This window comes from Pseudomonas sp. FDAARGOS_380 (assembly GCF_002591235.1).
GTDB classification, from domain to species: domain Bacteria; phylum Pseudomonadota; class Gammaproteobacteria; order Pseudomonadales; family Pseudomonadaceae; genus Aquipseudomonas; species Aquipseudomonas salmasensis.
This window is the reverse complement of sequence record NZ_CP023969.1, coordinates 5,983,148-6,008,304: the sequence shown is the minus strand read 5'-3', so window position 1 is coordinate 6,008,304 and position 25,157 is coordinate 5,983,148. Positions and strand designations below refer to the sequence as shown.

General features: G+C 60.9%; 22 protein-coding genes. 11 read left to right on the top strand and 11 right to left on the bottom strand.

Features of this window, described 5'->3' with window-relative positions; translation table 11 throughout:
* Positions 1 to 73: 73 nt before the first annotated feature.
* Complete coding sequence (locus CRN80_RS27875) at positions 74 to 808, top strand: outer membrane protein (RefSeq protein ID WP_256588892.1); 735 nt, start codon at positions 74 to 76, stop codon at positions 806 to 808.
* Here CRN80_RS27875 and CRN80_RS27870 read toward each other — a convergent pair.
* Positions 805 to 2,292: a PLP-dependent aminotransferase family protein gene (locus CRN80_RS27870; RefSeq protein ID WP_098952204.1), complete on the bottom strand. Its 1,488-nt coding sequence runs from the start codon at positions 2,290 to 2,292 to the stop codon at positions 805 to 807. The genes CRN80_RS27875 and CRN80_RS27870 overlap by 4 nt on opposite strands.
* Positions 2,293 to 2,369: 77 nt before the next feature.
* On the opposite strand from CRN80_RS27870, the gene CRN80_RS27865 reads away from it, so the two are divergent.
* The gene (locus CRN80_RS27865) at positions 2,370 to 4,031 is read left to right on the top strand and encodes a M24 family metallopeptidase (protein WP_098952202.1); all 1,662 of its coding nucleotides are present in this window, start codon (positions 2,370 to 2,372) and stop codon (positions 4,029 to 4,031) included.
* 128 nt (positions 4,032 to 4,159) lie between these two features.
* Here the strand turns inward: CRN80_RS27865 and CRN80_RS27860 are convergent, their stop codons facing one another.
* The 6 genes from CRN80_RS27860 to CRN80_RS27835 form a co-directional block, all read right to left on the bottom strand.
* Positions 4,160 to 5,899, bottom strand: a complete 1,740-nt coding sequence (locus CRN80_RS27860; protein WP_098952200.1) for a dipeptidase — start codon at positions 5,897 to 5,899, stop codon at positions 4,160 to 4,162.
* Between the two features lie 95 nt (positions 5,900 to 5,994).
* Positions 5,995 to 7,212: a phospholipase D-like domain-containing protein gene (locus CRN80_RS27855; protein WP_098952198.1), complete on the bottom strand. Its 1,218-nt coding sequence runs from the start codon at positions 7,210 to 7,212 to the stop codon at positions 5,995 to 5,997.
* Positions 7,213 to 7,268: 56 nt separating this feature from the next.
* The gene (locus CRN80_RS27850) at positions 7,269 to 7,916 is read right to left on the bottom strand and encodes a MotA/TolQ/ExbB proton channel family protein (protein ID WP_098952197.1); all 648 of its coding nucleotides are present in this window, start codon (positions 7,914 to 7,916) and stop codon (positions 7,269 to 7,271) included.
* Positions 7,917 to 7,941: 25 nt separating this feature from the next.
* Positions 7,942 to 10,227, bottom strand: a complete 2,286-nt coding sequence (locus CRN80_RS27845) for a TonB-dependent receptor (RefSeq protein ID WP_032892587.1) — start codon at positions 10,225 to 10,227, stop codon at positions 7,942 to 7,944.
* A gap of 24 nt (positions 10,228 to 10,251) precedes the next feature.
* Entirely contained in the window at positions 10,252 to 10,974 is a 723-nt protein-coding gene (locus CRN80_RS27840; protein WP_032892586.1) for an energy transducer TonB, read from the bottom strand.
* A 2-nt stretch (positions 10,975 to 10,976) separates the two neighbouring features.
* Positions 10,977 to 11,384, bottom strand: a complete 408-nt coding sequence (locus tag CRN80_RS27835) for a biopolymer transporter ExbD (RefSeq protein ID WP_005786670.1) — start codon at positions 11,382 to 11,384, stop codon at positions 10,977 to 10,979.
* A gap of 190 nt (positions 11,385 to 11,574) precedes the next feature.
* Between CRN80_RS27835 and CRN80_RS27830 the strand changes: the two genes are divergently transcribed.
* Both CRN80_RS27830 and CRN80_RS27825 read left to right on the top strand, forming a co-directional pair.
* Complete coding sequence (locus tag CRN80_RS27830) at positions 11,575 to 12,129, top strand: GNAT family N-acetyltransferase (RefSeq protein ID WP_098952195.1); 555 nt, start codon at positions 11,575 to 11,577, stop codon at positions 12,127 to 12,129.
* Complete coding sequence (locus CRN80_RS27825) at positions 12,126 to 13,697, top strand: alkaline phosphatase (RefSeq protein WP_098952193.1); 1,572 nt, start codon at positions 12,126 to 12,128, stop codon at positions 13,695 to 13,697. The genes CRN80_RS27830 and CRN80_RS27825 overlap by 4 nt, the downstream gene beginning before the upstream one ends.
* A 90-nt stretch (positions 13,698 to 13,787) precedes the next feature.
* Here CRN80_RS27825 and CRN80_RS27820 read toward each other — a convergent pair whose 3' ends face one another.
* The gene (locus CRN80_RS27820; protein WP_098952707.1) at positions 13,788 to 14,429 is read right to left on the bottom strand and encodes a hypothetical protein; all 642 of its coding nucleotides are present in this window, start codon (positions 14,427 to 14,429) and stop codon (positions 13,788 to 13,790) included.
* 89 nt (positions 14,430 to 14,518) lie between these two features.
* On the opposite strand from CRN80_RS27820, the gene CRN80_RS27815 reads away from it, so the two are divergent.
* The gene (locus tag CRN80_RS27815) at positions 14,519 to 15,451 is read left to right on the top strand and encodes a LysR family transcriptional regulator (RefSeq protein WP_098952192.1); all 933 of its coding nucleotides are present in this window, start codon (positions 14,519 to 14,521) and stop codon (positions 15,449 to 15,451) included.
* Positions 15,452 to 15,590: 139 nt separating this feature from the next.
* On the opposite strand, the gene CRN80_RS27810 is transcribed toward CRN80_RS27815, so the two are convergent.
* A complete protein-coding gene (locus tag CRN80_RS27810; protein WP_032892578.1) occupies positions 15,591 to 15,998 on the bottom strand; it encodes a PA2817 family protein in 408 nt (135 codons plus the stop codon).
* Between the two features lie 75 nt (positions 15,999 to 16,073).
* Positions 16,074 to 18,521: an acyl-CoA dehydrogenase gene (locus CRN80_RS27805; RefSeq protein WP_098952190.1), complete on the bottom strand. Its 2,448-nt coding sequence runs from the start codon at positions 18,519 to 18,521 to the stop codon at positions 16,074 to 16,076.
* 190 nt (positions 18,522 to 18,711) lie between these two features.
* Between CRN80_RS27805 and CRN80_RS27800 the strand changes: the two genes are divergently transcribed.
* The 4 genes from CRN80_RS27800 (at position 18,712) to CRN80_RS27785 (ending at position 21,889) form a co-directional block, all read left to right on the top strand.
* Positions 18,712 to 19,371 carry a transglutaminase family protein gene (locus CRN80_RS27800; RefSeq protein ID WP_032892576.1) on the top strand — a complete coding sequence of 220 codons (660 nt, stop codon included), beginning with the start codon at positions 18,712 to 18,714 and terminating at the stop codon, positions 19,369 to 19,371.
* Between the two features lie 56 nt (positions 19,372 to 19,427).
* The gene (locus tag CRN80_RS27795) at positions 19,428 to 20,045 is read left to right on the top strand and encodes a glutathione S-transferase family protein (protein WP_032892575.1); all 618 of its coding nucleotides are present in this window, start codon (positions 19,428 to 19,430) and stop codon (positions 20,043 to 20,045) included.
* Between the two features lie 135 nt (positions 20,046 to 20,180).
* On the top strand, positions 20,181 to 21,113 hold the full coding sequence (locus tag CRN80_RS27790; protein ID WP_014717781.1) for an ABC transporter ATP-binding protein: 933 nt from the start codon (positions 20,181 to 20,183) through the stop codon (positions 21,111 to 21,113).
* Positions 21,110 to 21,889 (top strand): ABC transporter permease, encoded by a 780-nt coding sequence (locus CRN80_RS27785; RefSeq protein ID WP_003190115.1) that lies wholly within the window; start codon positions 21,110 to 21,112, stop codon positions 21,887 to 21,889. Before CRN80_RS27790 ends, CRN80_RS27785 begins: the two co-directional genes overlap by 4 nt.
* 131 nt (positions 21,890 to 22,020) lie before the next feature.
* On the opposite strand, the gene CRN80_RS27780 is transcribed toward CRN80_RS27785, so the two are convergent.
* Positions 22,021 to 22,560, bottom strand: a complete 540-nt coding sequence (locus tag CRN80_RS27780) for a TetR/AcrR family transcriptional regulator (RefSeq protein ID WP_032892573.1) — start codon at positions 22,558 to 22,560, stop codon at positions 22,021 to 22,023.
* Between the two features lie 91 nt (positions 22,561 to 22,651).
* Between CRN80_RS27780 and CRN80_RS27775 the strand changes: the two genes are divergently transcribed.
* Positions 22,652 to 23,839 carry an MFS transporter gene (locus CRN80_RS27775; RefSeq protein WP_098952188.1) on the top strand — a complete coding sequence of 396 codons (1,188 nt, stop codon included), beginning with the start codon at positions 22,652 to 22,654 and terminating at the stop codon, positions 23,837 to 23,839.
* Positions 23,840 to 23,950: 111 nt separating this feature from the next.
* On the top strand, positions 23,951 to 25,099 hold the full coding sequence (locus CRN80_RS27770) for a TDT family transporter (protein ID WP_098952186.1): 1,149 nt from the start codon (positions 23,951 to 23,953) through the stop codon (positions 25,097 to 25,099).
* The last annotated feature ends 58 nt before the right edge of the window (positions 25,100 to 25,157 follow it).

Genomic DNA, 25,157 nt, shown 5'->3' with positions numbered 1-25,157 from the left:
GACACAAGATGAGCTGCCGCATTCGGCTCATGGAAACGTCAACACACCCGCGTCGGATTGCCCCTTGAATGAAGTGTGTTGTTTTGTGTTCAAACCGTATTGGAATAATAAAATGCAAATATCCAAGTCTGTTCCCGTATTGCTACTGGCCACTTCTGCCATTTACATGTCGCAGGCGATTGCTGCGCCGGCGGACGAGGAGGGGTACTACGGGGTTGCTCGGGTGATCAGCGCCGAGCGCAAAGCCCGCAATATGGATTCCAGTGCCCGCCCCGGTATTGGTTCGTTCGTGCCCGGCGACGACAGCCAGAAGGATATGACCGGGTCCATCGGAGTCGGCTATCGCTTCGGTAATGGCTGGCGCGTGGAGGGCGAACTGACCCTCCCGCAAAGCGACACATTCACCAGTGGTTCGACTGCTTTCCCTACCAGTCTCAATCAGCACCACATCGACTCCAGGCGCGTGATGCTCAACGCCTATCGCGACTTTCGAATCACCGAGAAGTTAGCGATTTATGGTTCGGCCGGGCTGGGTCTTGCCCGCCTTGAGTCGAAAGGGTGGCAGGGCAATGAGTCTCGCCAGTATGGGGCCTCGACCCAGACCAACCTGGCGTGGTCGGTCGGTGCAGGCGTCGCTTATGACGTTACCGATCGCCTGGCCCTGGACCTCGGCTATCGCTACGTTGATATGGGCGATACCGAAAGTGGCTGGAACAACTTTGCCAATGCCCGCGGCCTGCAAGATGAAAAAATGAAGGCCAACCTGGTCTCCAGCGAATTCTCGTTGGGCATGCGCTGGGCGTTCTAACACGCGCCCTCGCCGCAGGCTTTGGCCAAACGCAAAGTGGCCTCGCGGATCTCGTCCTGATTGAGTGACGCGAAGCCCAGGCGCAGAGCATTCTGCGGTTGGTCCAGCGGCGAAAACTGGCGGCCGCTGCGCACCACCAAACCGTGGTCCACAGCGGTTGCCACCATCCGATCAACGTTTATTCCCTCCTCGAAACGCACCCACAATGCCAGGCCGCCTTCGGGCTCGCGCAGCTGGATACGCTCACCCAAGGCTTCATGCAGGCAGTTTTGCAAGGTCTCTCGCCGGGCCCGGTATTCTTTCGATACACGGCGCAGGTGCTTCTTCAGCTCACCGTCATTGATCAGGTCGGCCAGCATCCTCTGCGCGACAGCGTCGGCATCGCCCAACATCAGCGCCGCGTTGCGATGCAGCACCTCAATCACTTGGGCGGGAGCCACCACATAGCTGCAGCGAAACGTCGAGCCCAGCGTCTTGGATAGCGAGCCTATATAAATCACATGGCGCTGAGAGCGTTCACTGGCCAGTGGCAGGTAAGGGCGGCCGTTGAAGTGAAACTCATGGTCGTAGTCCTCTTCGATAATGCAGAAGTCATGCTGCGCGGCCAGCGCCAGCAAGTGCTGCCGGCGTGCGGCATGCAGGCTCACGGTGGTGGGGAACTGGTGATGGGGCGTGAGGTATATCATGCGCACGTTGTGCTCACGGCATAAGCGCTCGACCTGATCGGTGCGGCAACCTTCATCGTCGATGTCGACCGTGACCAACTGTGCGCCGAGCTTGCGGAAAATCTCCCACGCAGGTGGGTAGCTCAGGCGTTCCACCAGTACCACGTCGCCGGGCTTGAGCAGCAGGCTGGCGCTCAGGTACAGGGACATCTGGGTGCCCTGGGTCAGGCAGATATTTTCAGCAGTGACCGTCAGCCCACGGTTGTTGCGCAGCATCTCGGCCAAGGCGCAGCGCAAGTGATAGCCGGTGCCTTCGCTGCCGTAGCGCACGGTATTGGAGGCGAAACTGTTGCGCAGTGCGTGGCGATAGTAACGGTGCAAAACGGCCTGGGGCAGCAGGCGGTGGTCGCTGGTGCCGTTGTCGAAAAACAGCGCATCGCGCCGACGCTGGAGTGCGACCACTTGGGCGTTATGGGTGAAATACGGCACCCGTGGTTGCTCCAGCAACGGCGGCGCGAAAGACGGTTGTGTGACGCTGGGCAGTTGTTTGGGTGTCAGCTGCGCATTGACGAAGGTGCCACGGCGCGGCTCGCTGACCAGCCAGCCCTTGGTCATGGCTTCTTCGTAGGCCAGGATCACCGTCTTGCGGTTGACGTTGAGCAACTGCGCCATTTCCCGCGTGCCTGGCAGCAATGTCCCAGGTGGCAGGCGGCCTTCGAGGATGGCATTGACCAAGCCTTCGGCAATCTTACGGTAGGACGCCTGGGTCGTGCCCTCTTCAAGCCTGAGCAATGGGCGCCATTTGCGCATCTGGACCATCTGAAGTATCCAAATCTGGAGGTTTTAATGGGCCTAGTCTAGCGCAACAATCAGGCCTCACTTAGCCCGAGGTTGTTATGAATACACGTCATGTCATCGAACTGTCGCCCTCGGGGAAAACCTTTGAGGCGGGCGACGAATTGTTGCTCGACGCCATGCTCGCCAGTGGCCTGGCCGTGCCGTTCTCCTGTCGGCGTGGTGCCTGCGGTTCGTGCAAGGTGGTGGTGGCCGAAGGTGAGTACCGGGGCAAGCGCCTGGCGCCGGGTGCGCTGGCGCCTTCTTATCCTTTGGCAGCCAATGAAATGTTGTTATGCCAGAGCCACGCCTGTGGCGACATGCGCCTGCATATTCCCGGTTGGTCGCTGGATACGCCCGCGCTGGTAGTGGCGGCGCAAGTCCACAGTAAGCGTGCGCTCGGCCCGGATGTGATCGAGTTGGTTTTGATGCCCGAAACCCCTGTGGCGGTGCGCGCTGGCCAATACCTCAAGTTTTGCCTGGCGGACGGTGACACACGTTGCTTCTCGGTTGCCAACCTGCCCGCTGAGGACGATGGGCGGTTGGTCTTCCAGATTCGCCGGGTGAGTGGCGGGTACTTTTCCGAGGGTATCCTGAGTGGTCTCGCCGTGGGTGAGCGTCTGCACGTGGAAGGGCCTTTTGGTGCCTGTACCTGGCAGGATGATGAGGCGGCGCCCGTGGTGTTATTTGCCACGGGCACTGGTTATGCGGGCATCAAGCCTATCCTGCTGACCGCGCTCAAGCGCGATGTCGACGTGACGTTGTATTGGGGCGGCGCGCAATCGGCGGATTTTTATGACAGTGCTTTTCTCGACCACCTGATGCTTGAGCATCCCCGTTTTCGCTGGCATTGCGTGCGGTCATCCGAGGGTAGGGTGCAAGAGGTTGCAATGAGTCATGGGCATCAGTGGGAACAGGCCCAGGTCTATGCGTGCGGCAACGCTGCAATGCTCGGCCAGGTGCGGGCCCATTGCCTTGAAGCGGGGTTGCCGAGCCACCGGTTTATCGCAGAGGCGTTTGTCGCCAGTGGTCGGTCAGGCGCTGAAACAGGCTCGCTGTTGTTTGACCCGGTCTGGGAGAAAGTCGGCCCGCGCTATTCCCTGGATGGCATGCTGGCAGCGCGGGAAAAATCCATGCGTGCCCTGGCGGCGATTGCCAGCCAGTTGAAAGTTGGCATGACTACCGGTGAGGCCCTTGAGATGGCTGCGAGGCAACTGCAGGCCATGGGCGCTTCGCACACCTGGCATCCGACCTACATTCGTTTTGGCGCTGACACCGTTCGCCCACCGCGCGAGGGCATAGATCGCCAACGCAGGCTGCGGGCTGATGACATTGCCGTGGTCGACCTTGGCCCGGTATGGGATGGCTACGAAGGGGACTATGGCGATACGTTTGTGTTTGGCGATGGGCCTTTGCATCAGGCCTGTACAACGGCCTTGCATGAAGTCTTCGATGAAACGCGCCAAGCGTGGCTGCGTGGCCTGACCGGGCGTGAACTCTACGACTTTGCCGAGCAGAGTGCCCTGTCCAAAGGCTGGAGACTGGCACGCAACCTGGCAGGGCACCGCCTTGCAGATTTCCCCCATGCATTGTTCGAGAGCAAAGAGTTGGCTGACCTGGAGATCTCGCCCAGTGAAATGGCCTGGGTATTGGAAATCCAGCTGTGCCATCCCACCGAGCCGGTCGGTGGGTTCTTTGAGGATATGCTGATGATGCAAGGCTGAATTGCGCATACACCGCCGATCCCCTGTGGGAGCTGTCGAGCCTTAGCGAGGCTGCGAAAGCGGTGGTTCAGCGCTGAAGATTCTGCCTGTGCCGCCGCCTTCGCAGCCTCGCTGGGGCTTCAACTGGGTCAGAGCTTCGGCAACTGCCCGACGCGGCCCATCATTTCGGTGACGATCTGCAGGTCCAGCAAGAACTGCTCAACCGTCTTGAACTCACTGTCAGTGTGCCCGGTGTACTTCTCTTCCGGGCGCGCCAGGCCAAATTGCACGCCGTTGGGCAGGTCATGCACGGAGGTTGCGCCGGCTGAGGTGCCGAATTTGTGTGCCATCCCCAGGTTTTCCGTGGCCACCGCCAACAAGGCCTTGACCCATTCACCTTCCGGGTTGCGGTACATCGGGGTGTCGAGCGAGTAAGTGAAGCTCACGTTGACCTTGGCGTTCTTGTCCCAGGCGTTCAGCTTCTGCTCGATCTGCGCCTTGAGCGCTTCCGGGGTTTTACCTTTCGGCGCGCGCAGGTTCACGGCCAGTTTGAAAGCTTTGTCATCCTGCCCCACAAACGTCAGCGAGGTGGTCAGCGGGCCCATGAAATCATCCGCGTAGCCCACGCCCAATTTGCCACCCAGGTAATCCAGGCCCCAGTTGTCGGCGGCATACCGCGCAGCATCGGTGATGTGGTTGTGCTTGAGGGCGACCTTGCCATCGAGGCTGTGGATCAGCTCCAGCATGCGTGCCACCGGGTTGACTCCGGTTTCGGGCTCGGAGGAGTGCGCGGACACGCCGGTCACCGTAAGTTTGACGTCCTTGCCATCGACCTTGGCCGTCACCTGAAAATTGCCACCGTTGCGCTTGGCATAGTCGGCACCGGCCTGTTGCAGGCTGGCGGCCAGTTCGGCGGGTGCATCGCTGACCAGCGTGGCCACCGAGGCCGATGGGATCTGGTTGTTCGCCTTGCCGCCGGTCATCGCGATGATCTCTGCGCCTTTGCCTTCGCCTTTGCGCACCGGGAAGGTGGCCATGACCGTCCCCGAGCCTTTCTCGGCGATCACCACCGGGTAGCCGCCATCCAGCGCCAGGTTGTATTGCGGCACGGGATTGCGCTCGAAATAGTAAGGAATAGCCTCACCGGAAGTTTCTTCGGTGGTGTCCACCAGCAGCTTGAACGTGCGCGCCAGTGGCAGCTTTTCTTCCTTGATCACCTTCATCGCGTACATCGTCACCACGATGCCGTTCTTGTCATCCTCGGTACCGCGGCCATACATGCGGTCGCCGATCAGCGTGACCTTGAACGGGTCGAGTTTGGTACCGTCTTGCAGCACCCAGTTTTCCGGGGTAACGGGCACCACATCGGCGTGGGCATGCACACCCACGACTTCATCACCGCTGCCTTCCAGGGAGATTTCGTACACGCGGTTATCGACGTTACGGAAGTTCAGGTTGAAGGACTTGGCCAGGGCCTCGATCTTCGCGGCGATCTTGAGGAATTCCGGGTTTTTGTACTGTGGCAGACCGTCTACGTTGAACGTAGGGATCTCCACCAGTTCACGCAGGGTTTCGAGCGCGGCTTTGCCGTATTTCACGCGGGTGTAAATGCCCAGCAGGCGATTGATCTCGTTCTGCTGCTCGGCGCTCAGGGTTTTGTTGCCCAGAAACGCGTTGATAGCCGGGCCAGTGTCAGCGGTTTTACCCAGTTCGCCCTTAGCCAGGGTGCCGAGGAAGCTGCGGAAATCGGTGACCGAGGTCTCGCTGAAGTGCTTCAGGATTGCCGTGCTTTGGTCTGCAGTGATGTTAGCGGATGCAGGCGTGGCGATTGCCGAAAGGCTCGCGGCGAACAAGGTGGCAGCCACCAGTTTTTTCAATGGAAAGTGCATGGTTAAAGGCATTCCTTTGCAGGTAGTGAGTAGGAGGTTTCTGATGGAGGAGTCAGAAACATTTCCACACACTACCATTACTCAGGTGCCCAAGGTCAATGCTGGCCAGGGTGGGGCGCGGGATACTCCTCCGTCACGCTCAAGGCTCTAGCGTAAGGCCCATCCCACAATTGTTGATGCAGTTGGCCTACGCGCTTGGCCATCGCCTCACTGCGCATCACCACCTCCAGATTGCGCGAATTATCCAGGTAACCACCCAACCAGTTGCTGGTGCCGACCCACGCCACCTGGCCATCGATCTCCATGGTTTTGCTATGGATCACCCGCGCATATGGGATAAAGCCCTGCTTGGCTTCGGGCAGGGTGACGATCTTGATTTCGACATTGGGCAGCACCGCCAGGCTCTTGAGATAGGGCAGCTCCAGTGGGTCGGTATTCCAGTTGGACACCATCAGTTTGACCGACACGCCACGGGCAGCGGCGGCGCGCACAGCGTTGTCGATCACGGCGTAGTACGGCCGGGTTCGATCCGGCCCGTAGGACAACGGCGCGTAGTCGAGCAACTGCACGCGCACCTCTTTTTTGGCTTCGCCCAGCAGGCGCGGCAGTTCCAGCTGTGAGTCGCCCACGCCGGGCGGGTTGTAGCGTTGCGGGCTGGCCACCAGGTAGTTGCCGGTACGTGCAGGTGCCTGGCCGTTGGCGGGTAGCGGCACCGGTTGTTTACCCGCCAGCGCGGCCTGGGCTTGCCAGTCTTGCTCGAAGATCGCCTGCACTTGGCCCACCACCGTTTCGTCAGTGATCCGCAGCCCGGTTTCGTGGATATGCTCCAGGGCGCGCCAGTCGAAATTCTGACTGCCGACAAACGCCTGCTTGCCATCCACCAGCAGGTACTTGGCGTGGATGATGCCGCCGCTCAGTTGCCCGTAGGGCAGCACGCGCAAGGTCAGGTTGGGAATGGCGCGCAAGCGTTCCAGGGTGGCGGCGTCCGAGAGCTTGATGCCTTTTTCTTCGAGCAGGAAACGAATCTTCACGCCGCGTTTGCCGGCGGCTTCCAGGTGTTCAAGCACCGTATTCATCACCGAGCCAGGGTGGTCCGCGGCGTAGAACTGGCCGATATCAATGCGGCTTTTGGCGCCGTCGAACAGCTCGATCCATACCGGGCCTGGCTGGCGCAAGTCGTCGGTGCCCAGGGCGGTGTCCACGGGTACGGTGTGCACCAGTTCAAAGCCTGGAATGGAAAAGTCCGCCTGGGCCAGCGGACTGAGGAGCAAGCCGGTCAGGCCGGCGATACGCAACTTTATCGAAAGGGACATAAGCGTCTCATCGCACCAAAGGAAAAGGCGAGCGCCCAAGGCGCCCGCCCTGCAGGTCAGGCTGTGCGGCTGTGCAGCGGGGTGGGCACGCGATGGGGCACTTCATCCTGTGCGCGGGCGCCGGTGGCGGCGCGAATCAACAGGATCTTCAACTGGTCGTTGATACGCTCCAGGCTGTCCTGGAAGAAGTTGTGGAACACCACGCAGAACAGCGCGATGGCGATACCTAATCCCGTGGCAAACAAGGCCGTCCCGATACCACCGGAAATCTGCCCTGGGTCCGACACGCCTGCGGTGGCCAGTGCCTTGAAGGTGTCGATGATGCCGAGAATGGTACCCAGCAGGCCCAGCAGCGGGGCGGCGGTGGTGATGGTCTCGATGATCCACAGGCTGCGGGCCAGTGGGGCGCGGGTCTTCAGGTACTGGGTGTCGATTTCGTCGTCCAGGTCCTTGCGCGAACCGTGGGTCGCCTTTTGGGCCAGCACCGGCAAGATCATGTTCAGCGGCAGGCTGTCGCGACGGGTCAGGTTTTCCGGCAGGTCACGCTCGTTGTGCACGTTGGTGCCCAGGGCATCGATCAACGCGCGAGCCTGGCGGCGCACGTAGGCAAAGTAGATACCGCGTTCGATGGCGATGAAGATCGCAATGGCCATCGCCGCGTACATCACATAGAAGGTGACGTCGTGGAGCAGGTTCATATCCATGATGGTGTTCCTCTTGAGGTGAGTCTTAGAAATTCGCTTCCAGCGAAACCGTGACGGTGCGGTCCAGGCCGACGATGTACGCAGGGTCGCCATCGCGGAAACCGCTGTAGCTGGCCGCGTTGGTCTTGGTGGTGTACACGCCGTCCAGGTATTTCTTGTCGAACAGGTTGTCGACGTTCAGGCGCAGGGTCGCGTCCTTGACCACCTTCTTGTCCACCGGCAGGTAAATACCGGCGCCGAGGTTGAACACGGTGCGCCCGGAAATCGCCTCGTCGTTGGTCAGGTCGCCGTAGAGCTTGCTGGTGTACTTGCCGCCGAAGGTGCCGTAGAAGCGCCCGTCGTCATAGCCGATGTTGGCCGCCAGCATGTTCTTGGGCACGTTGGCGAACTGCTTGCCGCTGGTGGGCAGCACGATGGGTTTGCCGGCGTTGTAGACGGTCAGGTCATCCTGCTGCTCGGCCTTGGTGTAGGTGTAGGAGGTGTAGTAATTGAAGTGGTGGGGCAACTGCCCGCTCCACTCCAGTTCCAGGCCTTTGTTGACCACGGAACCTGCGTTGATATCGGCAAAGTCGCCGTTGATATCCCGGGACGACACTTGGCGGTTCTTGAAGTCCATGTAGAACAGGGTGGCGGCCAGGCTCATGTCGTCGCCGCTGTAGCGCCAGCCCAGCTCATGGTTCCAGCTGGTTTCCGGCTCGGCGTCGATCGAGCCGGCGCCTTTGTCGTAGAGCACGTAGTTCTGCGGCACGCGCATGTTGCGCGACAGGCTGTAGAACAACTGGTCACGCTCGTCCAGCTGGTATTTCAGGCCGGCGTTGGGCAGCAGTTTGTTGTAGGTCTGGTTACGTTTTTCCGGGCGTTCGTTGAGGCTGCCGTGGTTGGTGCCTTCACGCTCGACGTTCATGTAGGCCAGGCCTGCGATGAAGGTCCAGTCCGGGTTGATGTACCAGGTGTCCTGGGCCCAGACCTTTTGCGCCGGCGTCACGGTGAAACGGTCGCGACCCTGCACGGTGTTGCCGTTGGCATCGACGATGGCGCTGTTGGAGTCCGGCCAGGTGTCCACCGGCTTGCCGTTGCTCTTGAGCGGAATGAATGGCTGGGTCTGGCTCTGGCGTGCGCGCTCGTACCAGTAACCGAATTGCAGGCTGTGGTCGCCCAGGTCCCAGGTCAGCTTGGTGGTGATGCCTGGGCGCCAGGTTTGCGTGCGTGAAGGGCGGTAGTAGACGCCGCTGTTGGGTGTGCCGTCGGCGTTGTATTGGGCGGCGGTGGGCAGGTTGCCAAGGTCGAACACACCGCCCTGGTTGGAGCCACGGTTGAGGGGGTAGCTGGATGAACCGACGCCGCTGCCATTGCCCCAGTAGTAATACGGGATCACCGACAGCGCGAGGTTATCGGCCAGTTTGAACTGGGTGTTGAGCACGGCGGTGAAGGTCTGGAACGGGTTCTGCGCCAGGGCGTAATAGCTGTTGTACTTGCCGTTGCTGCCCACGCTGGGGGTGGCCGGATAAGGGTCGTACTTGCGGCCATTTTGCTGGAATTGCGCCTTGGTCAACTGGCTGTAACTGTTGTTGTCCTGCTCGTGGTACTTGAGGATCAGGTTGGCGGTGTTGCCATTGCCGGCGTCGAAGAAGCTGTTCCACTCCACCTTGTCCGCACGTACCGCGCCCGAGCCGCGCCACATTTCACCTTCGGTATGGGACACCGACAGCCAGTTGCTCAGGCCGTTGATTTCGCCGGTATTGAGGCGGGCAAAGGTCTTGCGCGTGGCATTGCTGCCGACGACCTGTTTGACGAAGGCGCCGGTTTCCTTGGTCGGGCGAATGGTCACGATGCCAATGTTGCCGCCGCTGGAACCAATGTGCGGGCCGTCGGATTCCGCGGCGCCCTGGGTGACGAAGATCTGGTCGATGTTTTCCGGGTCGCCCAGCAGGTTGGAATACAGCGCGTAGTTGCCCGAATCGTTGATCGGCATGCCGTCCACCGACATGCCCACCTGGTCGGAGTTCATGCCGCGCATGGTGAAGCGAAAGCCCGACAGGCCGGTGTTGTCTTCACTGGAGATGTTCAAGCCCGGGGTGTACTTGAGCTTGTCGATGGCATTGCCCGTGGCCGCCTGTTTATCCAGTGCTTCCTTGGTCACCGTGGAGCGGCCCTTGATGCTTTCCTCCGGCACCATGTAACCGCCCCCCGCGGTCGCCTTGCCTTGTACCCCAATGGTGCCGACATCACTGTCGCTGGTCTCTGCCATGACCATTCCCTGGGTCATGCTGGTCGCGGCCACAAGTGCCAGATGAATACGGGTGAACTTCATCACTGTCGTCCTGGTGTCGGGTGCTTATTGCACGCTGTAGTTGAAGGTGGCGGTGAAGCGCTGCTCATTGCGCCCCCCGAAGGCTTGCTCGGGGAACGGTTTGACTTGCTTGATGCGACGCAAGCTATTGGTGGCGGCCCGGTTGAGCAGCATGCTCGAGGCCTGGGTTTGTAAACCCGAGTCGAGTACGCGGCCTTGACGGTCTACCAGCAACCACACCACCACCTCGCCGCTCGGGCGTTCGAGGGACGCCTGGCGCCCGGTGGGGTACTGCTTGTAGGTGTCCAGTTCGTTGCGCAAGCCTTTGAGGTAACCGCTTTCCAGGGCCTGGCCATCGACCTTCGGTGGCGCCGGTGGGGCGGGCGTCGGTGCCGCTTGGGCCACCGGGGCTGGTTTGGCGGCCACCGGTGGCGGTGTCGGCGCGGGCTTGGCGACCACGGGCGCAGGCTTGGGCACAGGTTTTGGCTTGGGCTTGGGTTCGGGTTTTGGCAGCGGCTTGGGCGGTGGCGGCGGGGGAGCAGGCTCGGCCTCTTCCTCTTCGATCACCGGCGGTGGCGGTTCTTGCTCCACCACCGGTTCAGGGACCACTTCCGGTTCCGGCTCGACCAAGGCCAATTCGACCGCCGACTCGTCATACACCGGCTCGACTTTCAACGTCTGGGACTGGATACCCAGTGCAATCAGCACCAGGGCGATCAGGGCCGGGACACTGCCCAGCAGCTGACGCGCACGAAACAGAACGTACATGATCAGGACTTACGCGTAGCAATGGACACGGAGGTGAAGCCACCCAGGCGCAGGGTGTCCATCACTTCCACCAGGCGCGAAACCTCCACGCCTTTGTCGCTGTTGACGATGATCGTCGACTTGGTATCGGGCTTTTCGGCCGCCTTCAGCGCCGGCACCAGGGCATCCACCGTCAGGTCCTTGCCGTCCAGTTGCAACTGGCCTTCCAGGCCCAGGGTGAGGATGAATTTGTTCTGCGGCTTGAGCTGCTGGGAACTGCTGGCGCTGGGCAATTGGGTCTTCATGCCGAGCGCGGGAATCACGTTCAGGCTCACCAGTACGAAAAACACCAGCAGGAACATCATCACGTCGATCATCGGGATCAGCTCGATGTGCGCCTTGCGTTTCTTGGGTTCGTCCCAGGTTCTCATTCCGTTACCCCGTCATTGAATTAGGGGCAAAACGCTAACAGCCAAAAATGACCGATTGGTTAACTTTAATTGACCGTTTGGAGGCTCTAGGACGCGTCTTTCAGAAAACTTACCAGTCAGTTTTCGGGCGTAATGAAACTGACACTCGGGGCATCCATGCTTGAGAAATTTATCTTGAGAGTCGGCTCCCATGCCTACCGCACTGCCTCAATTGACGACCCCGCGACTGTTGTTGCGCGCACTGCAAATGCACCAGGCGCAGGTGCTTTTCACGCTTGCCAACGGGCCGAAAATTGCCGACAACACGGCGAACATTCCATCGCCCTACACCCTGGAAACCGCCCAGGATTTTATTGCCGGGATCGCTGACAAGTACCGCACCGGTGAGCTGTTGAACCTGGGTATGCACGTGCGCGGCACCGATGAATTGGTCGGCATGGTCAGCCTGCGTATCAATGCTCACCATCACTATGGGCACTTGGGGGGCTGGGTGGCGGCACACTGTCGTAATCAGGGTTACGCGGCGGAAGCGGCGAGCGCGGTGATGGACTTCGGCTTCGAGGCGCTAGGGTTGCAGCGCGTGGGCAGCCAGTGTTTCGCGCGCAACAAGGAGTCGGCGCGGGTCATGGAAAAGATCGGCCTGCGCTATGAAGGTTGCATGCGCCAGGCGTTTTTAAAGAACGGCGTGTATGAGGACATGCTCGGGTTTGCCACCGTACGTGACGACTGGGAGCGCTGCCGGTGAGCGGCGAAGTCGACCACGGCCGGCGCCGGGTCCTCGGCGGGCTGGCGGTCGCTACGGCGTTTTCTATTCTCAGCCCGTTTGCGCGCAGTGCCGGGGTGGATTATCCGTTCACCCTTGGCGTGGCTTGCGGCGACCCGCTGCCGGATGGCTTTGTGATCTGGACGCGCTTGGCACCTTTGTTCAATGCGGCGGATGGCCGTGGCGGCCTGAGTCGCACGGTGCCGGTGCGTTGGCGGGTGGCCAGCGATGCGGCGATGACGCGCATTGTGAAGCAGGGCGAAGTACTGGCGACATCGCGTTTCGCTCACGCAGTGCATGTTGAAGTGGCGGGGCTGGCGGCGGATCGGCCGTATTGGTATCAGTTTGAAGGGCTCGGCGCGCAGAGCCCGGTGGGCCAGTCGCGCACGATGCCGCCGCTGCACGCCATGGCCTCGGCCCGGCTGGGGTTTGTGTCCTGCTCGCACTGGGAGCGTGGCTATTTCAGCGCCTACCGACACCTTGCCGCCGAGCAGCCGGACCTGGTGTTTTTCCTCGGTGATTATATTTACGACAGTTCCTATGCGGCGCAGTCGGGCAAGGTGTTTCGTTCCCACGGCAGTGGCAATGCGCAAAGCCTGAGCGATTACCGCAACCGCTACGCACTGTACAAGACCGATCCAGACCTGCAGGCCCTTCACGCCGCAGCTCCCAGCGTCATGACGTGGGATGATCACGAGGTCCAGAATGACTACGCCAACCGCTGGTCCCAGGACCCGAAGGTGGCCGTGGCGCAGTTTCTCAAGCAACGGGCCGCGGCGTACCAGGCGTTTTACGAACACATGCCCCTGCGTGCCAGCAGCGTGCCGAAGGGGCCGGACATGCGCATCTACCGGCGCCTGGATTACGGCCAGCTTGCGCGTTTCCATGTGCTCGATGGTCGCCAGTACCGTTCCGAGCAACCGTGCATCGCGGCCAATGGCAGCCATCAAGGGCATATTGTCACCACCCCTTGCAGCGACCTGCGTGACCCTGGCCGCACGTTGCTCGGCTGGCAGCAAGAGGCCTGGCTGGACCAAGGATTTGCCCAGTCCAAGGCGCAGTGGAATATCATCGCCCAGGATTTGCTGGTGGCGCCGCTGATGCAGCGTGACCTCACCAACCATAAGCTTGGCCGCTGGACCGATGGTTGGGATGGCTACATGGCTAACCGCTCACGGATGCTGGCGTCGATCGTGCGCAACCGGGTGAAGAACCCGGTGTTCTGGGGTGGGGATATTCATTCGTTCTGGGCCACCGACCTGCATGCCGACGCCGACAGGCCAGACTCGGCGGTGGTCGCCACCGAGTTTGTCGGCTCGTCGGTTACCTCCGACGGCCCGCCCTATGACGCGTTCATGAAGATCATGCCGCTCAACCCCCATGTGAAGTTCTTCGACAGCCGCCAGCGTGGCTATGTGTCGGTGGAGTTGGCGGCCAACACCATGTTGACGAATTTTCGTGCGATCAGCGACCCGCGTGACCCGGCGGCGACGGTGTCGACGTTGAAGTCGTTCGTCAATGAATCGGGCCAGCCGAGCGTGGCCCTGTAGGAGCGAGCTTGCTCGCGAAAAACCAAAGGGCGCTGATGGAAATCAGGTACCCCGCGTTATCGTTAACGTTCTTCGCGAGCAAGCTCGCTCCTACAGTGTCAGGGTGTCAGCGAGGCTGTAGCGTACTGACAGCGCGCCTTTTTTCTCCGATAGCGCCAGGATCGTCACCTGGCCCAGTTCGCTCAACGCTTGAACATGCGTGCCGCCACAGGCGTAAGCCGGCAACTCGCCGAAGCCGACTTCACGGGTGCCGTCTTCCAGCGTCATATGGCGGGGATAGTCGGCGGCGATCCATGTGTTGACCCACTGCTGGAGCGTCTGCGCATCCATGTCTTGCGCGGCCTGGCCACGGATAAAGGTGATCTTGCCTTCGCCCGGCCAATGGTGGGCTTTGATCGGCATCCAGCCCAGGCGTTCGCCCGCATTGCCGATCAAATGCCCTGCCGAATGCAGACGTGTGTGCAAGGCGCGCCGCTCTGCGTCGACGCGTGCAATGACAGGTCCAGGTTCCAGAGGTTGGTCGACGTAGTGCACCACCCGTTCGGCTTCCTGCATGACTCGCAGTACCTGGCTGTCGCCGAGCCAGCCGGTGTCGTACGGCTGGCCTCCGCCTTGGGGATGGAAAATCGTCGATTGCACAATCACGGCGAATTGCTCTTCATACGCGGTGCAACTGAGCACTTCCAGCTCGGCCGTCAGGTGATCGTGGGTAAAAAACAGGCGCTCGGTCATCATCTACATCCGCATCAGGGTTCTGCGGGCAGTATAAATAGTGCGCAGATGAGTGATAATCCGCTCAATTATCAATGGACCTGTGCGTCATGAGCATCAATCTTCCTTTGCCGTTATTGGGTGAAATGGCGATTTTCGTCAAGGTCGTGGAAACCGGCAGCTTCTCTGAAGCGGCGCGGCAACTCAGTGTTTCGCCTTCGGCGGTGAGCCGCAGCATCTCGCGCCTGGAACACGCCCTGGCCACGCGCCTGCTGCAACGCACCACGCGTAAGCTGCGCCTGAGCGAGGGTGGCGAGGAGGTGTTCAAGCGTTGCCAGGAGATGGTCAACGCGGCGCGCTCAGTGATGGAAATCAGCGGGCAATTCACCCATGAAGCCGAGGGCCTGGTGCGGGTCAGTGTGCCCAAGGCGGTGGGGCGATTCGTGGTGCACCCACATATGGCGGAATTCTTGCGGCGCTACCCCAAGGTGGATGTGCAATTGATCCTGGAAGATCGGCATGTGGATTTGATCGACGACAACGTCGACTTGAGCATCCGCATCACCGACAGCCCTCCGCCGGGCTTGGTCGGGCGCCAGCTGTTGCCCATCGAACATTTGCTGTGCGCGACGCCGCAGTACCTGGCCGAGCACGGTACACCGAGCCATCCCCATGATCTGCTTGGGCACAGTTGCATCTATCTGGGTGAGACACCGGGAGATTCACGCTGGAAGTTTCGCCAGGCTGGCAAGGCAGTCACGGTCGGCGTACGCGGGCGGTATGCGGCGAACCACACCGGGGTGCGGCTGGAGGCGGCGTTGCAGCATGTCGGGATTGCCAGCTTGCCGTATTTCACCGCGCGGCACGCGCTGGAAGCGGGGGAGTTGGTGCAGGTGTTGCCGGGGTGGGATTTTATTGCCTCGTACCATGGCGAGGCGTGGCTGCTGCATTCGCCCACACGGTACCTGCCGCCAAAGTTGCGGGTGTTTATCGATTATCTGGTGGAGTGCATGGCCAGGGAGCCCACGCTGCGCCGACGGTAGGAACGCGGTTGCTCGTTCCCACGCTCTGCGTGGGAATGCCACCTTGGACGCTCCGCGTCCTGCCTTTATGCCTGTGCACGGGTGACGCAGAGCGTCACAGCATAGGTTCCCACGCAGAGCGTGGGAACGAGCATCGTTGTCAGTGTTTGCTCTGGTCCTGAGGCATCGCCAGCAGCTGTTTTTCCTGGTTCCAGTCGAACGGTTCGTCGTTCTGTTCGGCTTCATAGCGACGTTCTTCCAGGGCCTGGTACAGGTCCAGTTCTTCGTCGGGCATGAAGTGCAGGCAGTCCCCACCGAAGAACCACAGCAGGTCGCGGGGCACCAGGTGGGCGATTTGCGGGTAACGCACAATGACCTGGCTCATCAGGTCCTGGCCCAGGTACTGGCTTTCGATCGGGTCGATCGGCAGCAGGGCGCGCAGTTCGTCGAAGCGCTCCAGGAACAGTGCGTGGCTTTCCTCGGGCACCTGTTCGGCTTCGCCGACGGCAACCAGGATGCTGCGCAAGTGGTCGAGCAAGACGAGATGATCGGCAACGACGTTGGACACGAGATAAGGCCTCTAAAGCAAAAACGGGCGCGAGAGTATAAGCCTCTCGCGCCCGTTTTTATATGACCGCTCGACTCAGCGGACTTTACCCTCTGCCTGCATCAGCTCTTCCTTGCTGAAATCATCCACGTCGATCACCTTGCGTCGCGCCGCCTCGGCATCGCGCAGAGTTTGCGCCTCGGCCGGTTGCAGCACGCCGGCCTGCAAGGCCGCGTCGATGGCGTGCTCACCGGCCACCGGTTTGACCTGGCCGCTCTTGAGCGCACTGTGAAGTTTTTTCTGCAAGGTATGGCTGGCACCGAGCAGGTCGTAGGCATGTTGCAGGGCGCCCACCGGATCTTCTGCCGATTGCGGGCGATAACAGCCAGCCAGCAACTCTTCCAGGGTCGGGTCGCCCTTGGCGCGGCCGATCACGGCTGCCACTTCGGCATCCAGCGCGTCGGACGGCCCGGTATGACGACGCCCGAATGGGAACACAATCACTCGCAGCAGGCAGCCCAGCACCTTGTTCGGGAAGTTGCTCAGCAGCTCATCCAGTGCACGTTCCGATTCACCCAGGCTTTCTTCCATGGCCCAGGCAAACAGCGGCTCCAGATGGTCCGGCGAGTCCAGGTCGTGATAACGCTTGAGCGCCGCCGAGGCCAGGTACATGTGGCTGAGCACATCACCCAGGCGGGCGGACAGGCGTTCGCGGCGCTTGAGCTCGCCACCCAGCAACATCATGCTCAGGTCGGCTAGCAGGGCAAACGCAGCCGCCTGGCGGTTCAGGGCACGGAAGTAGCCCTGGCTCAACCGGTTGCCCGGGGCTTTTTCGAAGTGCCCCAAGCCCAGGTTCAGCACCAATGTGCTGGCAGCGTTACTCACGGCGAAGCCGATGTGTTGCATCAGCAGGCCGTCGAATTCCTTCAACGCCTGGTCATGGTCTTCGCGGCCGGCCAGGGCCATCTCCTTGAGTACGAAGGGATGGCAACGAATCGCGCCCTGGCCGAAGATCATCAAGTTACGCGAGAGGATATTGGCGCCTTCCACGGTGATGAAGATCGGTGCGCCCTGCCAGTTGCGGCCCAGGTAGTTGTTGGGCCCCATGATGATGCCCTTGCCGCCGTGCACGTCCATGGCGTGGCTGATGCACTCGCGGCCGCGCTCGGTCAGGTGGTACTTGAGGATCGCCGACAGCACAGACGGCTTCTCGCCCAGGTCCACGGCGTTGGCGGTGAGCATGCGCGCGCTGTCCATCAGCCAGGCGTTGCCACCAATGCGCGCCAGGGCTTCCTGGATGCCTTCGAAGGCCGACAGCGGCACGTTGAACTGTTCGCGCACCTGGGCGTATTGCCCGGTCACCAGGCTGGTGAACTTGGCGGCGCCGGTGCCGACCGCAGGCAGCGAGATCGAACGGCCGACCGACAGGCAGTTCATCAGCATCATCCAGCCCTTGCCGAGCATTTCCTGGCCACCGATCAGGTATTCCAGGGGGATGAACACATCTTTGCCGGAGTTGGGGCCGTTCATGAAGGCGGCGCCAAGCGGCAGGTGACGACGGCCGATTTCCACGCCAGGGGTGTCGGTAGGAATCAACGCGAGGCTGATGCCCAGGTCTTCTTCTTCGCCCAGCAGGTGGTCCGGGTCATGGGCCTTGAAGGCCAGGCCAAGCAAGGTCGCGACCGGGCCGAGAGTGATGTAGCGTTTTTCCCAGTTCAGGCGCAGGCCGAGGGTTTCCTTGCCTTCCCATTCGCCTTTGCAGATCACCCCGGTGTCGGGCATGGCGCCCGCATCGGAGCCGGCCAGCGGGCCGGTGAGGGCGAAGCACGGGATGTCGTCGCCACGGGCCAGGCGCGGCAGGTAGTGGTTGCGTTGTTCCTCGGTGCCGTAGTGCAGCAGCAGTTCGGCCGGGCCCAGGGAGTTGGGGACCATCACGGTGGAGGCGAGGTCACCGCTACGGGTTGCGAGCTTCATGGCAACCTGGGAGTGGGCATAGGCGGAGAAGCCCTTGCCGCCGTACTCCTTGGGAATGATCAGGGCGAAGAAACCATGGGTCTTGATGTGTTCCCAGGCTTGCGGCGGCAGGTCCATGGCCTGGCCGATTTCCCAGTCGCTGACCATGGCGCAGAGTTCTTCGGTGGGGCCGTCGATAAACGCCTGCTCTTCCTCGGTCAATTGCGCCTTGGGGTAGGCCAGCAATTTGTCCCAGTCGGGGCGGCCACTGAACAGTTCGCCGTCCCACCAGACGGTGCCGGCATCGATCGCATCGCGCTCGGTCTCGGACATCGGCGGCAGCACTTTCTGGAACCAGCTGAACAGCGGCTTGGTGAAGTATTGGCGGCGCAGGTCAGGCAGCAACAACGGCGCGGCCACCACGGCCAGGAGCACCCAGAAGATCAGCAGCAGCCAACCCGGTGCGTGGCTCCAGGCGCCCATCGCCAGCAGGTAGACGGCGACCACACCCAGGGCGGGCAGGGGGGCAGTACGGCGGTGTGCCAGGTAGGCAATGCCGACCACCAGCACCAGTATCCACAACAACAGCATATTCAATCCTCCGTGAACCAGGGGCGAAACCACCAGGGAGCTTAGTCGGCATCCGAACAAGCCGGGTGATCAGGGTGTAACAAGGTGTACTGGGCAACCCATCAGCCGGCGCCGGCATTTGGCCGAATCGTCGTTATCTCTCGGGCAGGCCTGGTGGTTAAACTCCAGGCTCCCCTCGGAGATCAAGCTCATGAATACGTACTTGAGTCCCAGCCGCTTCATCGATAGTGACCACCCTGTGGTGGTGGAGTTCGCCGAGAAACATCGCGGAACCCGCCCGGATTTAAGTGACCAGGCAGTCAGTCTTTACTACGCCGTGCGTGAGGCCATTCGCTACAACCCCTATACCTTCAGCCGTGACCCCAACACCTTGAGCGCCAGCTTCGCCCTGGCGGCCGGCGAAAGCTACTGTGTGCCCAAAGCTACGTTGCTCGCCGCTTGCGCGCGCCACTGCGGCATTCCCGCACGCATTGGCCTGGCGGACGTGCGCAACCACCTGTCCACACCGCGACTGCTCGCTCTGCTCAAAAGTGACGTGTTCGCCATGCACGGTTATACCGAGCTTTACCTGAACGGCCGCTGGGTCAAGGCCACGCCGGCGTTCAACCAGCAACTGTGCGAAGTGTTCGACGTGCCGCCGTTGGAATTCGATGGCCTGCACGACAGCGTGTTCCACGCGTTCAATCGCCAGGGCCAGCGTTCGATGGAGTACGTGGTGGACCACGGGCAATTTGCTGACGTGCCCGAAGCATTTTTCTTCGCGCATATCCGCCAGTGTTACCCGCACTTGTTTGGCGACGATGCGCCCACCTTGCTCGGCGATATGCAGGGCGATTTAAGCCGCGGCTGAACCGGCGTATGCTGCTGCCTTCATCAAGCCATGTTCATCAACGATAAGGCGCGGTCATGCTGAAGATCTGGGGTCGTAAAAATTCATCAAACGTCAGGAAAGCACTGTGGTGCGCCGAGGAACTCGGCCTGGACTATGAAGCAATTGATGCGGGCGGGGCTTTTGGTGTGGTCGATACCCCGCAATACCGGGCCATGAACCCCAATGGCCGGGTGCCGGTGATAGAAGATGGCGACTTTGTGCTGTGGGAATCCAACACCATCGTGCGTTACCTGTGTGCCAAGCAGGCATCGGACTTTTACCCCAGCGACCTGCAAGCCCGGGCCAATGCCGAGAAGTGGATGGACTGGACCACTTCCACGCTCGCCGACCCGTTCAAGGCGGTGTTCTGGGGCATCGTGCGCACCCCGGCTGACCAGCAAAACTGGGACAGTATCAATGCCGGGCGCCAAGCCTGTATCGACGCGCTCAAAACCGTCGAGCAAGCCCTCGCCGAGCAACCCTACCTGTCCGGCCAGGCGTTCGGCATGGGCGATATTCCCTTGGGCTGCTTTATCTACGCCTGGTTCGAGATGCCCATCGAACGCCCCGCCATGCCCCATCTGGAGGCCTGGTACCAGCGCCTGCAACAGCGCCCGGCCTACCGCAAGGCGGTGATGACCGCGTTGACTTAATACACACTATTAATACGGGTGACTGTACTTGTGCGGCATGGGCACGCACCATGCTCGCACTGCATCGCAGGTTGAACTACCTGGGGTGTGCCTTCATCTATTCTTTCTATTCCCTTCTTTGGTGCGTATTCCCATATGAGTTCCGCTCTGTCCATCCGGCAGCTAACCAAAACCTACGGCAACGGTTTCCAGGCCCTGAGTGGTATCGATCTGGACGTTGCCGAAGGTGACTTCTTCGCCTTGCTCGGCCCCAACGGCGCCGGCAAATCCACCACCATCGGTATTCTCTCGACCCTGGTCAACAAAACCAGCGGCACGGTGAATATCTTCGGGCATGACTTGGACAAATCTCCGGCGGCGCTCAAGCGCTCCATTGGCGTGGTGCCCCAGGAATTCAATTTCAACCAGTTCGAAAAGACCTTCGACATTGTGGTGACCCAGGCTGGCTACTACGGCATTCCGGCGAAAGTCGCCAAGGAACGCGCCGAGCAGTACCTGACCCAACTGGGCCTGTGGGACAAGCGCGACGTGCCTTCGCGCTCGCTGTCCGGTGGCATGAAGCGCCGCCTGATGATCGCCCGCGCCCTGGTGCATGAGCCGCGCCTGTTGATCCTCGACGAACCTACCGCCGGCGTGGATATCGAACTGCGCCGCTCGATGTGGACCTTCCTCACCGAACTGAACGAGAAGGGCATCACCATCATCCTCACCACCCACTACCTGGAAGAGGCTGAGCAGTTGTGCCGCAACATCGGCATCATCGACCACGGCACCATTGTCGAGAACACCAGCATGCGCAACCTGCTGGGCCAGTTGCATGTGGAAACCTTCCTGCTCGACCTGAAGAACAACCTGTCGGTGGCGCCGCAGTTGCTTGGCTACCCCAGCCGGCTGGTGGACAGCCACACCCTGGAAGTCCAGGTAGATAAGGCCATGGGCATCACCGCGCTGTTCACCCAGTTGGCGACTCAGAACATCGAAGTGCTGAGCCTGCGTAATAAAACCAATCGCCTTGAGGAGTTGTTCGTGTCCCTGGTGGAGAAAAATCTGGCGAAGGTGGCGGTATGAGTTCTGAACTGCAACCCAACCTCGTCGCGCTGCAAACCATTGTCTATCGCGAAGTGAAGCGCTTTACCCGGATCTGGCCGCAGACCCTGCTGCCGCCGGCGATCACCATGGTCCTGTACTTTGTGATCTTCGGTAACCTGATCGGCCGGCAGATCGGCGACATGGGTGGTTTCACCTACATGGAGTACATCGTGCCGGGCCTGATCATGATGTCGGTGATCACCAACTCCTACGGCAACGTAGTGTCGAGTTTCTTTGGCAGCAAGTTCCAGCGCTCCATTGAAGAACTGATGGTCTCGCCGGTGTCACCGCATACCATCCTGATCGGCTACACCTTGGGCGGCGTGTTGCGTGGCCTGATGGTGGGGGTGATCGTGACGCTGCTGTCGCTGTTCTTTACCCACCTGCAGGTGCATCACCTTGGGGTCACTATTCTGGTGGTAGTGCTGACGGCGACGATCTTCTCGCTGTTGGGCTTTATCAACGCCGTATTTGCACGCAACTTCGATGATATTTCCATCATCCCAACCTTCGTGCTGACGCCGCTGACCTACCTGGGCGGGGTGTTTTACTCCATCACCTTGCTGCCGCCGTTCTGGCAGACCGTATCCCTGGCCAATCCGGTGCTGCATATGGTCAACGCTTTCCGCTACGGCATTCTGGGTGTTTCGGATATCAAGATCAGTGTGGCGATCACCTTCATGATCGTGGCCACCATCGTCTTGTATATCGGTTGTGCGCGGTTGCTCGTGAGTGGGCGTGGGATGCGTACCTAGCCGCTGACAGCACGCGATAAAAAATGTGGGAGCGGGCTTGCTCGCGAAGGCGGTAGATCAGTTGCTGATGCATTGACTGACACGACGCCTTCGCGAGCAAGCCCGCTCCCACATTTGCTATGTGCCGGTCTTTAAGCCTTCAGTGCCAGTTCGATCAGGGCGTGCAGTTCTTCTACCGCCAACGGCTGGGCCGAAAACAGAATACGAAACACTGTCGGCGCAGCGAGCAGGTTGATCAGATGGTCAACGCTCGGCGGCTGTTCCTGCGGGTAGCGGTCCACGATCACCTGCAACTGCCCACTCAGGATGCTCACGCAATACCCAGGCGTGGGGCTGCTTTGCACGTCGCGCATCATGTTGCGGCCTACGTCCGAACTCATCTCATCCAGGTATTGCTCGGCCCAGGCTTGCAGGTCGCCGCGCAGGCTGCCGGTGTTGGCCGGTTCGGTATCGGGGCGCATACGGGCCAGGGCGACGTCGGCGAGCAGTACTGACAGATCGCCCCAGCGCCGATAGATGGTCGACGGCGTGACGCCTGCACATGCCGCAATCATCGGCACGGTGACGCTGGACCGCTCATGGTTTTCCAGCAGTTCGCGCACCGCCCTGTGGACGGATTCTTGTACCCGGGCACTACGGCCCCCCGGGCGGAGGCCTTCTTTGATCGCCATGGGCAAGACCTTAACACAAAGAATTTGCTTTAAGCCCCAGCGAGTAGCACACTCCACAAAAGCAAAATATTAGCTTTAGCGGAGCGTGCCCATGCCCAGCGTCATCTCTCAACGGTCCAGCCTGGCGTTTTTGGTCATCACCGTGCTGACCTTTCTCGCTGCCTCCAGCGCGCCGACGCCGTTGTACCAGGTGTATCAAGACCACCTGCTTTTTTCGGCGGCGATGCTCACGGCCATCTTTGGCGTTTATGCCGTGAGCCTGTTGGCGGCGCTGCTCACCGTAGGGTCGCTTTCGGATTACCTGGGGCGCAAACCGGTGATCTTCGCCGCGTTGCTGCTCAATATCGTGGCGATGTTGCTGTTTATCGTTGCTGACAGCACCAGCTACCTGCTGGCCGCGCGGGCGTTGCAGGGTTTCGCGACCGGCACGGCGACCGCGGTATTGGGTGCGACGCTGCTCGACACCGACCGCGTGCGCGGCCCGATGCTCAACAGCCTTGCACCGATGCTCGGCATGGCCAGTGGTGGCCTGGGCAGTGGGCTGCTGGTGGAGTTCGCGCCCTGGCCAACCCAATTGATCTATTTCACCCTGCTGGGCTTGATGGTATTGCAGGCGCTGTATGTGTGGCGCCTGCCTGAAACGGTCAGCCGCATACCGGGCGCCTTGAAGTCGCTGGCGCCAACCCTGCATGTGCCGCCGCAAGCGCGGCGCGCGTTGTGGCTGGCGATGCCATTGAATGTGGCCGTGTGGGCGCTGGGTGGGTTCTTTTCCTCGTTGGCGCCGTCGTTGGTGCGTGTCGCCACGGGTTCGACCTCGCACTTGATCGGCGGCGGGCTGGTGGCGGTGGTGACCTTGAGCGGCGCGGTGATGATCTACAGCCTGCGCAATCACGCGGCTGACAGGGTGATGCGCTTGTCGGCTGCACTGCTGGCCGTGGGCGTGGGGTTACTGCTGGTTGCCGTAAACACCGCCAGCCTGTGGTTGTTCTTTGTCGCCAGTGTGATCGCAGGTCTGGGCTTCGGCGGCGGCTTCATGGGCAGTGTGCGCAGTATCGTGGGCCTGGCGTTGCCCCATGAACGGGCGGGCCTGATGTCGGCGTTCTATGTATTGAGCTACCTGGCGTTCTGCATACCGGCGTTATTGGCGGGTAACCTGAGCCGTGTGTTTGGCCTGATCGCGACTACGGACGGCTACGGTGCGGTGCTTATCTTGCTATCTCTCGGCGCGCTTGTTGGTTTGTTGATGCGCGACTCGGCGCAGGCAAGGGCGAGCGCATGATTGCGGTCTATATAGGTAAAACAGATAACAGTTAGAGATATTACCCGTTATATAGATATTCGATCAGGTTCTATCATGGCTTCAACCTCAAATGAGGAAGAGGATTAACCCATGACCTGCTCGACTACTCACCGCTACAAACCCTTCAGTCACCTGACCCGTCCGCGGGAAGTGATTCGCCAGTTCACCCCGAACTGGTTCGCCGCGACCATGGGCACCGGTGTGCTGGCGCTGGCCTTGGCTCAGTTGCCAGTCAACTTGCCAGGCTTGCACGCTGTCGCCGAGGGCTTGTGGTTGTTCACCATCGGCCTGTTTGTACTGTTCAGCGTGCTGTATGCCGCCCGCTGGGTGATGTTTTTCCACGAGGCGCGACGCATCTTCGGGCACTCCACCGTCTCGATGTTTTTCGGCACCATCCCCATGGGGCTGGCGACCATTCTTAATGGCTTGCTGCTGTTCGGTCTGCCGCGCTGGGGCGGTGATGTGATCCCGTTGGCCGAAGCCTTGTGGTGGCTGGACGTCGCCATGTCCCTGGCCTGCGGCGTGCTGATCCCGTTCATGATGTTTACCCGCCAGGAGCACAGCATCGACCAGATGACTGCCGTCTGGCTGTTGCCTGTGGTGGCGGCCGAAGTGGCGGCGGCCAGCGGCGGCTTGCTCGCGCCGCACTTGGCCGATGCCCATTCGCAACTGGTGATGCTGGTGACCAGCTACGTGCTGTGGGCGTTTTCCCTGCCGGTAGCGTTCAGCATCCTGACCATCCTGATGCTGCGCATGGCCTTGCATAAGTTGCCTCACGCCAATATGGCAGCGTCGAGTTGGTTGGCCCTGGGCCCCATCGGCACCGGTGCCCTGGGCATGTTGCTGCTCGGTACGGACGCTCCTGCGATCTTCGCCGCCAATGGCCTGGCCAGTGTCGGTGAAATGGCCCACGGCCTGGGCCTGATTGCGGGCATCACCCTGTGGGGCTTCGGCTTGTGGTGGATGTTGATTGCGGTGTTGATCACCCTGCGTTACCTGCGCGCCGGTATCCCGTTCAACCTGGGCTGGTGGGGCTTCACCTTCCCATTGGGGGTGTACGCCCTGGCCACGCTGAAATTGGCGAGCCTGTTGCAGCTGGAGTTTTTCAGTGTGTTTGGCAGCGTGCTGGTGGTTGCGCTGGCGCTAATGTGGCTGATCGTGGCCAAGCGCACCGTGCAGGGCGCTTATAAAGGCGAGCTTTTTGTTTCGCCTTGTATTGCCGGGCTAGCGAATAAGTAAGCAGGATTAGGTAAAGTCGTGGCCTGATAAATAAGGCCACGCAGGAACACGGACGACG

Excerpts from the sequence above, each read along its gene's own strand:
- CRN80_RS27870 (WP_098952204.1), bottom strand. The coding sequence starts at position 2,292 with ATGGTCCAGATGCGCAAATGGCGCCCATTGCTCAGGCTTGAAGAGGGC.
- CRN80_RS27865 (WP_098952202.1), top strand. The coding sequence starts at position 2,370 with ATGAATACACGTCATGTCATCGAACTGTCGCCCTCGGGGAAAACCTTT.
- CRN80_RS27860 (WP_098952200.1), bottom strand. The coding sequence starts at position 5,899 with ATGCACTTTCCATTGAAAAAACTGGTGGCTGCCACCTTGTTCGCCGCG.
- CRN80_RS27855 (WP_098952198.1), bottom strand. The coding sequence starts at position 7,212 with ATGTCCCTTTCGATAAAGTTGCGTATCGCCGGCCTGACCGGCTTGCTC.
- CRN80_RS27850 (WP_098952197.1), bottom strand. The coding sequence starts at position 7,916 with ATGGATATGAACCTGCTCCACGACGTCACCTTCTATGTGATGTACGCG.
- CRN80_RS27845 (WP_032892587.1), bottom strand. The coding sequence starts at position 10,227 with ATGAAGTTCACCCGTATTCATCTGGCACTTGTGGCCGCGACCAGCATG.
- CRN80_RS27840 (WP_032892586.1), bottom strand. The coding sequence starts at position 10,974 with ATGTACGTTCTGTTTCGTGCGCGTCAGCTGCTGGGCAGTGTCCCGGCC.
- CRN80_RS27835 (WP_005786670.1), bottom strand. The coding sequence starts at position 11,384 with ATGAGAACCTGGGACGAACCCAAGAAACGCAAGGCGCACATCGAGCTG.
- CRN80_RS27830 (WP_098952195.1), top strand. The coding sequence starts at position 11,575 with ATGCCTACCGCACTGCCTCAATTGACGACCCCGCGACTGTTGTTGCGC.
- CRN80_RS27820 (WP_098952707.1), bottom strand. The coding sequence starts at position 14,429 with ATGACCGAGCGCCTGTTTTTTACCCACGATCACCTGACGGCCGAGCTG.
- CRN80_RS27815 (WP_098952192.1), top strand. The coding sequence starts at position 14,519 with ATGAGCATCAATCTTCCTTTGCCGTTATTGGGTGAAATGGCGATTTTC.
- CRN80_RS27805 (WP_098952190.1), bottom strand. The coding sequence starts at position 18,521 with ATGCTGTTGTTGTGGATACTGGTGCTGGTGGTCGGCATTGCCTACCTG.
- CRN80_RS27800 (WP_032892576.1), top strand. The coding sequence starts at position 18,712 with ATGAATACGTACTTGAGTCCCAGCCGCTTCATCGATAGTGACCACCCT.
- CRN80_RS27795 (WP_032892575.1), top strand. The coding sequence starts at position 19,428 with ATGCTGAAGATCTGGGGTCGTAAAAATTCATCAAACGTCAGGAAAGCA.
- CRN80_RS27790 (WP_014717781.1), top strand. The coding sequence starts at position 20,181 with ATGAGTTCCGCTCTGTCCATCCGGCAGCTAACCAAAACCTACGGCAAC.
- CRN80_RS27785 (WP_003190115.1), top strand. The coding sequence starts at position 21,110 with ATGAGTTCTGAACTGCAACCCAACCTCGTCGCGCTGCAAACCATTGTC.
- CRN80_RS27780 (WP_032892573.1), bottom strand. The coding sequence starts at position 22,560 with ATGGCGATCAAAGAAGGCCTCCGCCCGGGGGGCCGTAGTGCCCGGGTA.
- CRN80_RS27775 (WP_098952188.1), top strand. The coding sequence starts at position 22,652 with ATGCCCAGCGTCATCTCTCAACGGTCCAGCCTGGCGTTTTTGGTCATC.
- CRN80_RS27770 (WP_098952186.1), top strand. The coding sequence starts at position 23,951 with ATGACCTGCTCGACTACTCACCGCTACAAACCCTTCAGTCACCTGACC.